Genomic DNA, 11,246 nt, shown 5'->3' with positions numbered 1-11,246 from the left:
ACTTAATTGACAGAACTTCATTTGCCCTAATTACAATCGACTATGTCACTGACTTGTTTTATTAAATAGGTACTGTAGAATTAATTTGGATCAATTCAGACTCTAATAAGACCCTTAATAGAAAATTGAAACCGCACTTTTGAACATTTTCTGCCACTAAACTCATAAAGAAGATGCTAAGTAATGGAACAAAATTCGACTGAAGGATTATATATTGCCTTAATTAGTGTTCACGGCTTAATACGTGGTCATGATTTAGAACTCGGAAGAGATGCGGATACGGGAGGGCAAACACTATATGTTTATGAACTCGCGCAGGCACTTGCAGCACACCCGAAAGTTGCTAAAGTAAATTTATTTACTCGTAGACTGACTGATCCAGATATTTCTTCTGACTATTCGCACCCCGTAGAAGCCCTGTCTGAGAACTTCAATATCATTCGAATTAATGCGGGGCCAGGCACCTATTTACCGAAAGAAGCACTTTGGGATTATCTCGATACTTTCGCTGACAATATGGTTGATTTCTTTAAAAATGAAGAAGACTACCCTGATTTAATTCACAGCCATTATGCCGATGCGGGATATGTCGGTTACCATCTTTCAAATCAACTCGCCATACCGTTAGTTCATACAGGGCATTCCCTAGGGCGCGTTAAACGTGCTCGACTGCTCGCAAAAGGAGTCAGTGCTCAAGAAATTGAAAACACCTATCAAATGGCTAGACGAATAGAATCTGAGGAAGAAACACTAGCCTGTGCAGAGATTGTCATCACCAGTACCTTTCAGGAAATTAAAGAGCAGTATGAACTCTATGATTATTACCAACCATCTCAAATGCAAGTTCTTCCTCCTGGAACAGACCTTAAACAGTTTCATCCGCCAGCAGGAAACGAATTAACATCAGATCTATTTAATTACTTAACCCAACATTTAAAAAACCCTGACAAACCCATTATTTTGGCTCTTTCACGACCTGATGCCCGCAAAAACATTACCACCTTAATCGAAGCTTACGGACAGTCTCCTCAGTTACAAGCCATTGCCAATTTAATCATTATTGCGGGTAATCGAGATGATATTGATGATTTAGAAGATGGCGCTCAACAGGTTTTTCATGAACTGCTAATCGCGATTGATCGATATGACCTTTATGGCAAGGTCGTACTCCCCAAGCATCATCAACGTGACCAGGTTTCAGACATTTATCGAATCGCGGCAGCATCTAGCGGGGTTTTTGTTAACCCAGCATTAACTGAACCTTTTGGATTAACCTTAATCGAAGCCGCCGCATCTGGGTTACCACTGGTTGCCACAGAAGATGGCGGCCCAACTGACATTATTCACAACTGCCAAAATGGCATTCTCATTGACCCTTTGCACCCTGAAAGCATCTCAAATGCCTTATTAAAAATGCTCAGCGACACTCACTATAAACAAACAGCTATTGAGAACGGGCTCAAAGGCGTGTTTAAACACTATGCTTGGAAAGCACATGCGGATCGCTACCTAGAACTCATTTGTCCATTAGTCAAAGAAAATAAACGACTTGAAAGAACTCATTTATCAAGGCGAGAAGCCCTGTACTATGACCGAGCTTTTGTTAGTAGTCTAGACCAAAACTTAATGGGCAACGCCACCGCATTAAAAAAGTTAACCGCCTTGTTATACGAGCATCGAAAACAAACCCTATTTATCATTGCCACAGGACGACGCTTGGATTCTGCACTCAAGTTACTTAAGGAACACAATATCCCTGAACCGGATGTGTTAATTAGCAGTAGCGGAACAGAAATTCACTATGCGCCAAAATTGACTTTGGACACAGCCTGGGAAAAGCACATTGACTTCCATTGGACGCCCCATAAGGTTCGTCGAATACTCGCCATCAAACCTGGGTTAACCATCCAACCTAAGCAAGAACAAAACCGATTCAAAGTCAGCTATCTATATAATCCAGACTCAGCGGATTTAGAAGCCATTAAACAGCGCCTCCACCAAGAAGAGCAAACCGTTAATGTCCAGCTCTCTTTCAACCAGTTTTTGGATATTCTTCCTATCCGAGCCTCAAAAGGATTAGCGCTTCGCTATGTCGTCGAACGCTGGCAAATTCCATTAGAACGCACCTTTGTCGCGGGCGGATCAGGATCTGATGAAGATATGATGCGTGGCAATGCGCTGGCTGCAGTTCTTGCTAACCGCAGTCATGAAGACCTATCCCAATTAACCGATGTGGAACGCATCTATTTTACAAAAGCGCCTTTTGAAGAAGGAATCCTTGAAGCTTTAGACTATTATGATTTTTTCAATCGCTGCGCACCACCCGATTCAAACAAAGGACCTGAATAACGATGCGTGAACGTCTTCTGCTATGCACTGATATGGATCGAACCCTACTACCCAATGGTGACGCAACAGAAACCCCGAATATCAGAGCAAAATTTAGCGCCTTATGCCATCTACCTGAAGTCACCCTCGTCTATGTGACAGGTCGGCATAAAGCTCTGGTTGAAGAAGCTATAGCCGACTACCGTCTCCCACAACCCGATTATGTGATTGCCGATGTTGGTAGCAAACTCTACCGAGTTGAAATGCCCACTTGGCATGAAGTACCAGAGTGGTTAACCGAAATGAACCAGGCCTGGCAAGGCTATAATAGCGAGAACATTATTCCGTTATTAAGTCGATTTGATCAACTTGAATTACAAGAACCTAGCAAACAAAATAGCCACAAACTGAGCTACTACGTTCCTCTGACCATTGACCAAGCTCCTTTATTAACGCAAATTTCATCGACTTTAAAGCAACACAAAATTCAAGCCAACCTCATCTGGAGTATCGATGAAGCTCTAGAGATAGGACTGCTTGACATACTGCCATCCAATGCAACCAAACGCCATGCCATTGAACATCTCCGACACCGGCTCGACTTTACCCCAAGTGAAATTTTATTCGCGGGAGATAGCGGCAACGATTTAGCGGTTTTAAGCAGTTCTATTCCATCCGTCCTGGTCAATAACGCCAGCCAGGAAGTTCGAGACGAAGCCTCACAACTGACAGCTCAAGCCAATAACACAGAACAACTATACCTAGCCCAGCCAACCCAAAATGACAACGGCAATTATGCAGCCGGTATTTTACAAGGCATTTGGCACTTTCATCCTAATTTACGTTTGCATTTACAAGCCCTAGGAGTGGAATATGACCCCGAGCTCTAACCCCCTCATATTTGGTGAGGCACTTTTTGATTGTTTTGACTCAGGCGAACAGGTTTTAGGCGGCGCTCCCTTTAATATTGCCTGGCATTTAGAGGCACTCGGCGATGCACCCTACTTTATTTCCAAGGTTGGTCAAGACGCGCTAGGTGAAAGGATTTTAAACCAAGCGAGTCAATGGGGTATGGCTACCGAAACTCTGCAAACAGACTCTCAACACCCAACGGGACAAGTAGCTATATCCATTATCGATGGTGAACCCCATTACGATATCCGACAGAACTGCGCTTATGATTTCATTGATCTGAAATCAGCCGCGAATCTCCCTAAAACCGGGTTACTCTACCATGGCTCACTTGCATTAAGACACCCTCACAGTCGCAAGACCTTTGAAACCCTTGTCAATAAAGGTGACTATCAACGATTTCTGGATGTAAACCTTCGTGAGCCTTGGTGGCAAAAACAAACCATTTTAGATTGGATAGCGCAGGCCAGCTGGGTCAAGCTTAACCATCACGAACTGCATCAACTTGAATTTACCGACCCCCTTATCCAAAATGCCATGCTCGATTTTCAACAACACTTTCCAAATGCCCAGCTCATCGTTACACGGGGGGAAGTTGGCACCATCGTTTTAACCCAAGATGGTCATTTCTTTGAACACACTCCGCCCAAAGTTAATCATATTATTGATACGGTTGGTGCAGGTGATGCCTTTACAGCGGTTTACATTCATGGTCTAATTTCAAAGTGGCCCATACAAAAAACATTAGAAGTCGCTCAGGCATTTGCCAGTCAAATCATTGGTAATCGTGGGGCAACATCAGCCGATCCACAGTTTTATAAAAGTTTCCAATCTTTATATATTTAACCAGCAGCCATAAGGTTCTTTATGTACGAGCAAGTCTCACATACATTATTAAATAATATCCTAGATCAAATCCAACCTGATATCTCCGCACAAGATTTACGCCATTTTTACACGCGGTTGGGAGCCAACTTTTATGCCATTCACTCCCTATTTGAAAAACTTTATGGCCATAGAGCCGACTTTGAGCAACAGGCGCTCAACCTAGTTGAAACCATGGCGAGAAAATACATTAAACGACCCGACCACTTGAAAGACCTAGATACAGAAAGGGAAAAAGACTACAACTGGTTTATTCATCAACAATGGGTTGGAATGGCACTCTATGCCAATGGCTTTTCTTTAGGCCTTAAAGGCATGAAAGATCACCTGTGCTACCTTCAGGAACTGGGGATTAATCTGGTGCATGTCATGCCGATAATGAAGTGCCCGAAGACGCAAAGTGATGGAGGCTATGCTGTCAGTGACTTTAGAGCCGTTGACGAAAGAGAAGGCACCCTTGACGATCTAAAAAATCTCAGTCAGTCCATGCAACAAAGAGAAATGCTATTGGTCTTAGATGTAGTCCTTAATCATACCTCTGATGAACATGAATGGGCGCAAAAAGCTCGTGCTGGCGATCCCGTTTACCAAGATTACTTCTACACTTTCAAAGACCGAAATATCCCCGATATGTTTGAGCAAAGCATGTTGGAAATCTTTCCGCAGCAAGCGCCTGGTAACTTCACTTGGGATGACGAAATGCAACGCTGGGTCATGACCGTCTTTAACCAATATCAATGGGACCTCAATTACACCAATCCCGCCGTCTTTATTGAAATGCTTGATATCATTCTCTATTGGGCAAATCTAGGCGCCGATATTTTACGTCTAGATGCCGTTGCCTTTTTATGGAAAAAAATTGGCAGCATCTGTCAGAACGAACATGAAGCGCACTTAATATTGCAACTATTTAAGGATTGTTGCCAAGTCACGGCACCCGGTGTACTGTTTATTGCCGAAGCGATTGTCGCCCCCAATGAAGTCACCAAATATTTCGGTGAAGATGCAATTGTTGCTAAAGAATGTGAAATCGCCTATAACGCCACCTTTATGGCGTTGATGTGGGAAGCGGTCGCCACTAAAAATACCAAACTACTCACCCAAGGAATCAAAAACCTACCCGATAAGTTAGAGCGAGCCACTTGGCTGAACTATATCCGCTGCCATGATGACATCGGCTTTGGCTTTGATGATAAAGACGTCATTTCTGCAGGTTACGAACCCTTCTCTCACCGCCGTTTTTTAATTGACTACTTTACCGGAACCTTCGAAGGCTCTCATGCCAAAGGACTGCCTTTTGGCGAAAACCCTAAAACGGGAGACGCTCGAATTTCAGGTTCTCTCGCCTCTTTAGCAGGGCTGCAAAAAGCAATCGAACTGGGCGATAACGACGCCATTGAAGATGCCACAAAAATTATTTTACTGCTTCACAGCATGATTCTGTCTTTTGGGGGGATTCCATTGCTCTATTATGGTGATGAAATCGGCACCCTAAATAGCGACGCCTACCTCAATGATCCTCATAAAATGAATGATAACCGCTGGGTACATCGACCTAATATCGATTGGGAAAAAGCCGAAAAAAGACACCAGTCTGGCACAGTGGAATACACCATTTTTAACGGCCTCAAAAAGATGATTGCCGTTCGTAAAGATATTCCAGTTTTTGCCGACTTTAACAACCGTGAACTCATTCATGTTGAAAATCCGCATTTATTTGTTATTAGCCGATACAGCCCACAACAACCGAGCAATCGTGTCTTGGTCGTTGCCAATTTCAGCCCGACACCCCAACAACTCGATTTAGATGAGATCAGTAGTTGGGGCGTTTATCAAAACGGTGAACTGATTGACTTATATAGTCGGGCTGCCCCAGACATTTTTAATAACGCCATGGTCATTCCCCCTTTCCAGTTTTACTGGCTCTACGAACAGTAACCAGCTCAAAAGCCCTAAAAAATGACCAGGCCTGGTCATTTTTTGAACCAAAACGGTTATCATAAAGTTCATATAAATCAATTTTTATTGTAATTTTGCCTAACAGGATCTAGGCATTCACCGTAAAATGACCCTAGCACCTTTTAAGATTTTATGAATAGGAGCTCACTAGTAGCCTTCCTTATCGACCGATCAAATTTAACAAGGATTGACGTATGTTGTCATGGAACCGACTCAACTTTACCCTGTTATTGAATAGCCTACTCTTTATACTGCTAAGCTTCCAACCAGCCCAAGCGAACACAGACAAGACCTCCTCTGACCCGAAATTAGCCTATATTGTTTCAGATACTCGCATTCCCTTTTGGGATATTATGGCGCGAGGCGCAAAGCAGGCTGCTGAATCACTCGGCTATGAATTGGAAATATACAGCTCCAACAACCTTGCTAAACTCGAATTAAAAAACACCACCCAAGTCATCAAACAATCCGTTGATGGAATCATCCTGTCCCCCACCACGTCTTTTGCAGCGTCAACCATTTTAAAACTGGCGAACAAAGCCAGCATTCCAGTCGTGATAGCCGATATTGGTGCCGATAGTGTTCAGTATGTCAGCTATATTGGCTCAGACAACGAAACCGGTGCTTACAAGCTCGGGCAAATTCTCGCTCAAAAAATGAAAGCCAAAAACTGGCAAAACGGCAGTGTTGGCACGATTGCCATTCCCCAAAAACGGGCTAACGGCCAAGCACGTACGGCTGGGTTTCTAAGAGCACTTGATGAGCACCAAATCAAAAATGTCGCACTAAAACAGCAGGTAACCTTTTCCTACCAAGAAACCTATGATTATGCTAAACAAATGATTCAAAAGCACCCAAATCTTCGGGCGATTTGGTTACAAGGCTCTAATCGTTATCAAGCCGCACTCGATGCGATTTCGGATGCCAACAAAACAGATGACATCCTACTGATCTGCTTTGATGCTGAACCCGAATTTTTAGAACTGATTCCGCAACAGATTATCGTCGGTTCGGCCATGCAGCAACCTTATTTGATTGGCGAAAAAGCGGTGACTGCTTTAGATCGTCATTTAAATGGCAAGTCCGTACAAAAAATCCAAAAACTGCCTGTACTGGCGGTTTCTGCAGACAATATTCAACAAAAGCACCCCATTATTAAGCGTAATGTGCTGGGTATAACCCCAAAAGAGGAATAATGATGCTCAAAAAATGGCTCATGAAACATTCTCTGTATGTCACTCTTGGCAGTATTATTATTGCCACAGTGATGCTCGTGATGTCCATTCAACTGGTTATTAATCATATACATATTACCGAGAGCTTAACCACAGAGCTTAAACTCGACGCTCACCAAAGCGGCATATCATTATCAGAAAACCTAAGCCCATTTATTGAATCTTATGCAGTCGCCGAATACACAAATTTAATTCAAAATGAAATTCAGCATAAAAATTTATTAGCCATTATTGTTTCCGACCGAAACATGGCGAAAATTACCGGATCAAACCAGTATAAAACAGGCTATATTCAAATTCAGCCAAGTCAATTCGTTGAGTATGACCCTAGTAATCCGGATCACCGTGCGGCTTTAAAAGACAGTTTTTTTACAGATACACATCATATTTCCACCACTTCTGGCAAGCCCCTTGGAGACGTAACAATTTATGTCTCGGACCAGAAAATTCACCAAGCATTAGATACATTGTTAATTGAAAGTGTGTCCAATATGTTTATTATTTCTTTTAGCTTAACGCTTTTATTGTTTTTGGCGATACGTCAATTTTTACTCGCACCGCTTACCAAAACCATTTCTCTGATTGAAAAAACCGATGACTCAGGTATTCCAACCCAAGAGATTAAAGCATCTGGTCCAACAGAAATTGCTCAGCTGACTCAAACCATCAACACCATGATCCATACTATCCGTGCCTCAAGGGTAGCCCTCGCCGAAAGTGAATTCCGCTGGAAGTTTGCGGTAGATGGTCGCGGAGATGGCCTTTGGGATTGGCAAGTAGATACGGGAGAAGTGTATTACTCTCCGCAGTGGAAAAATATACTTGGCTGCTCTAGTGATACGATCGTCAACGATCTTGGGGACTTTAAGGTCCGTCTTCATCCTGCCGACTATCAAATCGTCTGGGAAAACATGCAACGAGTACTTGATGGTGAAACGGCCGTTTTTGACAGTGAACATCGTTTATGTCGGGATGATGGCCAGATTATCTGGGTACATGATCGAGGGGTTGTGGTTGAATACACCGACAAAAACACCCCACTAAGAATGATTGGCACCATCACCGACATTAGTGACCGCATTGCTGCCCAAGAGGAATTAAAGCGCGCTAACAGCATTAATAAACTCATTATTGAAACCATTCCCGATCTGCTTTGGCTAAAAGATAGTGAAGGACGCTACTTATTATGTAACTCCAAGTTCGAGCAGTTTTTTGGTGCAAAAGAAGAGGAAATTGTTGGCAACACAGACTATGATTTTGTCGACCAGGAATTGGCTGATTTCTTTAGAAAACATGATAAAAATGCGATGGTAGCAGGCAAAGCAGTTCGTAATAAAGAGCAATTAACTTTTGCTTCGAATGGCTTTGAGGGATTATTTGAAACCACTAAAGTGCCTCTGGTTTCAGAAGACAATGAAATCATTGGTATCTTAGGGATAGGTCATGATATCACCGAACTTGATGACCTCATTCATCAGCTCAATGAAACCAAACAACTACTATTATCATTGGTCAATGCAATCCCCTTCTATATCTATCGCGTTGACTTGGAAGGGCGTTTTACTTTTGTCAATAAAGCCTTTTCAGCCTATCTACAACAAGCTTCAGAGAGTTTAATTGGGCAAGACTTCCAACAGGTACTCCCCAAAGACTGGTGTGAAAACTGCCATGAAGTTGACCAAGAGGTTATTAACACTAAAACCCCTTTCCATGCTGTGAAACCCGTTATCGATATACGGTCTCAAACAAAAAATCAGCAACAGTACCTAGAAATCATAAAACTGCCAATTTTAGATTTCAATCAACAAGTGACAGGGATTCAAGGCATCTTCTGGGATGTCACTGAGAACATCCTTAGCAAACAGGCACTTGAACACAGTGCCAAGCATGATAGTTTGACCGGTCTACCGAATCGATATCTGTTTAATGAACTGATTAAAACCATTATGCACCGCTGTGACCGCAACAATACTTTAATGGCACTACTCTATTTAGATCTAGATGGCTTTAAAGAAGTGAACGACAACCTCGGACATGAAGCAGGTGACCAAGTATTAATCGATATTGCTCATCCACTTAAAGCTGCGCTGTTACGAAAAGAAGATATTGTGGCTAGACTGGGTGGTGATGAGTTTGTGATTGCAATTGCCGACCTTAGCACTCAACAAGAAATTGTTCCCATATTGGAAAGGCTGCTTGCTGATCTTCACTTAACCATTCCTTGTGAAAAAAATGGAACCACACTACAGCTTGAAGTGACCGCCAGTATTGGCGTATCGTTTTACCCTCAATCTAACCCTATTAGTTTTGATGAATTATTACGTCAAGCGGATGATGCCATGTATCAGGCCAAGAATTCGGGAAAAAACCGTTACTACTTTTTTAGCGATATCCCCCGATCTTGAGTTTATCGTCACACTAAATGAGAATAATAAAATGACAAAACCACTGCACTCTCCTCGCTCCCCCTTCAAAATTCAACCAGGCCTGGTCACTTCCACAATGATACTGATGATGTTAACGACGTCGATCGTTCAGGCTGAATGGAACCATTTTGGCTATTTTCGAATTGGCAGCAACTTTGATAACCAAGCCAGCTGCTTTAAGCTACCGGGTGCCAGAACTAAATACCGACTGGGGAATGAATGCGATCACTATGGCGAAATGGCGGTTGAAAACAGTCAAGCCATCAATGCGGACTACACTGTCAAAGCCCGAGTCATGGGGCAAATCTATTTTGAAAATGCGCAAGATTTATCTCAGTATGATGCCGAGTGGAATCAATATATGATTGAGGCACAAAACACCACGAATCAAAGTCTCTTTAACGGTAGTCGCTTTTGGCTAGGTAAACGCTATTACCGACGCAAAGATGTTCATATCAGCGACTTTTTCTATTGGGCAAACAATGGGACCGGCCTCGGCATTGAAGATTTTAAACTCGGAAATAGCCAACTAGCCTATGCCTATAAAACCAATGAACTCGATAATGGCAAAACACTCCAAAGTCACGATATTCAAGTGTATGACATCCCTTTGAGCACCCAAGGCAAACTCAATTTAGGGATTGAACAGCAATCAGCCGATCAAACGGGCACTGATTCAGGGCTCCAACTCCATGCTCAAGTCCACTATGCTTTTCAGAAAGACAATTTTTTAAAAGTGACTGCACAATATGGTGAAGGCCTAGGCGCCAATTTAGACATGAGTGGTGGACAAGGAAAAACCACTCGCCTGATCGGTGAAGGCCTGATTGAAATCACCCCAAAAAATGCGCTTTTTTCAACCTTAGTCTATGAAAAAACGGACCAGCAAGCGGAATGGCGTTCTTTAGGATTTCGTGGCGTTCATTTCTTTAGTCAACACTATAGCCTTGCAGCGGAAGTGGGTCATGATCAAGTCAGCCCCGTTAATGAAAGTACGCGCACCCTCAATAAAGTCACCCTAGCGTTACAGTGGAAACCCAAACCTGGCTTTTGGCAAAGACCGGCTGTGCGCCTTTACACCACCTATGGTGATTGGAATCTTGCCGCTCAACAAGCTGGATTAGCAGGTGGCACGACTGGCGCCTATGGTGCGGATCGACAAGGATTCTTTACCGGCGTTCAGATAGAAAGTTGGTGGTAACATCACACTAACCAATACAGAACTTAATCGCACCATTTTAAATCATTATTAAATCTTACCAGCCTTATAATTCATTAACAACCTGAATTATAAAGACTTTTTACATTGGTACATCCATTGCTTTATTACGTTTAAATTAAAACGTAATACGATTTCGATTCTCTTATTAATCACGAATCAAGGATGCTGCCAATGGCTCTATTTCCAAACTCTTGGACAACCCCGCGCGTTGAACTCGATAACCGATCAAAACGCTGGCTTACCTTCGCCAGCTTTGCCATCCCGGTACTACTTTGGTCG

The 11,246-nt window shown here is 42.8% G+C and carries 7 protein-coding genes; all 7 read left to right on the top strand.

All coding sequences use genetic code 11. The features are described from left to right. Window positions 1-183: 183 nt before the first annotated feature. The 7 genes from CYQ88_RS11255 (at window position 184) to CYQ88_RS11225 (ending at window position 10,946) form a co-directional block, all read left to right on the top strand. On the top strand, window positions 184-2,349 hold the full coding sequence (locus tag CYQ88_RS11255; RefSeq protein ID WP_101841433.1) for an HAD-IIB family hydrolase: 2,166 nt from the start codon (window positions 184-186) through the stop codon (window positions 2,347-2,349). 2 nt (window positions 2,350-2,351) lie between these two features. Next, window positions 2,352-3,218, top strand: coding sequence for an HAD-IIB family hydrolase (locus CYQ88_RS11250; protein WP_101841432.1), 867 nt, complete (start codon window positions 2,352-2,354; stop codon window positions 3,216-3,218). Further along, complete coding sequence (locus CYQ88_RS11245) at window positions 3,202-4,086, top strand: carbohydrate kinase (RefSeq protein ID WP_101841431.1); 885 nt, start codon at window positions 3,202-3,204, stop codon at window positions 4,084-4,086. The genes CYQ88_RS11250 and CYQ88_RS11245 overlap by 17 nt, the downstream gene beginning before the upstream one ends. 21 nt (window positions 4,087-4,107) lie before the next feature. Next, on the top strand, window positions 4,108-6,063 hold the full coding sequence (locus CYQ88_RS11240) for an alpha-amylase family glycosyl hydrolase (protein WP_101841430.1): 1,956 nt from the start codon (window positions 4,108-4,110) through the stop codon (window positions 6,061-6,063). 215 nt (window positions 6,064-6,278) lie between these two features. After that, a complete protein-coding gene (locus CYQ88_RS11235; protein WP_101841429.1) occupies window positions 6,279-7,280 on the top strand; it encodes a substrate-binding domain-containing protein in 1,002 nt (333 codons plus the stop codon). Beyond that, window positions 7,280-9,724 carry a diguanylate cyclase domain-containing protein gene (locus CYQ88_RS11230; RefSeq protein WP_101841428.1) on the top strand — a complete coding sequence of 815 codons (2,445 nt, stop codon included), beginning with the start codon at window positions 7,280-7,282 and terminating at the stop codon, window positions 9,722-9,724. Before CYQ88_RS11235 ends, CYQ88_RS11230 begins: the two co-directional genes overlap by 1 nt. Window positions 9,725-9,755: 31 nt before the next feature. Further along, window positions 9,756-10,946 (top strand): carbohydrate porin, encoded by a 1,191-nt coding sequence (locus CYQ88_RS11225; RefSeq protein WP_158236048.1) that lies wholly within the window; start codon window positions 9,756-9,758, stop codon window positions 10,944-10,946. The last annotated feature ends 300 nt before the right edge of the window (window positions 10,947-11,246 follow it).

This window comes from Hydrogenovibrio sp. SC-1, from assembly GCF_002848135.1.
Taxonomy (GTDB): Bacteria; Pseudomonadota; Gammaproteobacteria; order Thiomicrospirales; family Thiomicrospiraceae; genus Hydrogenovibrio.
The sequence above is the reverse complement of the archived record's forward strand: the minus strand, read 5'-3'. Positions and strand labels throughout refer to the sequence as shown.

What these genes read in the sequence shown, in the direction of transcription:
- CYQ88_RS11255 (WP_101841433.1), top strand. Translation starts at nt 184, where the DNA reads ATGGAACAAAATTCGACTGAAGGATTATATATTGCCTTAATTAGTGTT.
- CYQ88_RS11250 (WP_101841432.1), top strand. Translation starts at nt 2,352, where the DNA reads ATGCGTGAACGTCTTCTGCTATGCACTGATATGGATCGAACCCTACTA.
- CYQ88_RS11245 (WP_101841431.1), top strand. Translation starts at nt 3,202, where the DNA reads ATGACCCCGAGCTCTAACCCCCTCATATTTGGTGAGGCACTTTTTGAT.
- CYQ88_RS11240 (WP_101841430.1), top strand. Translation starts at nt 4,108, where the DNA reads ATGTACGAGCAAGTCTCACATACATTATTAAATAATATCCTAGATCAA.
- CYQ88_RS11235 (WP_101841429.1), top strand. Translation starts at nt 6,279, where the DNA reads ATGTTGTCATGGAACCGACTCAACTTTACCCTGTTATTGAATAGCCTA.
- CYQ88_RS11230 (WP_101841428.1), top strand. Translation starts at nt 7,280, where the DNA reads ATGATGCTCAAAAAATGGCTCATGAAACATTCTCTGTATGTCACTCTT.
- CYQ88_RS11225 (WP_158236048.1), top strand. Translation starts at nt 9,756, where the DNA reads ATGACAAAACCACTGCACTCTCCTCGCTCCCCCTTCAAAATTCAACCA.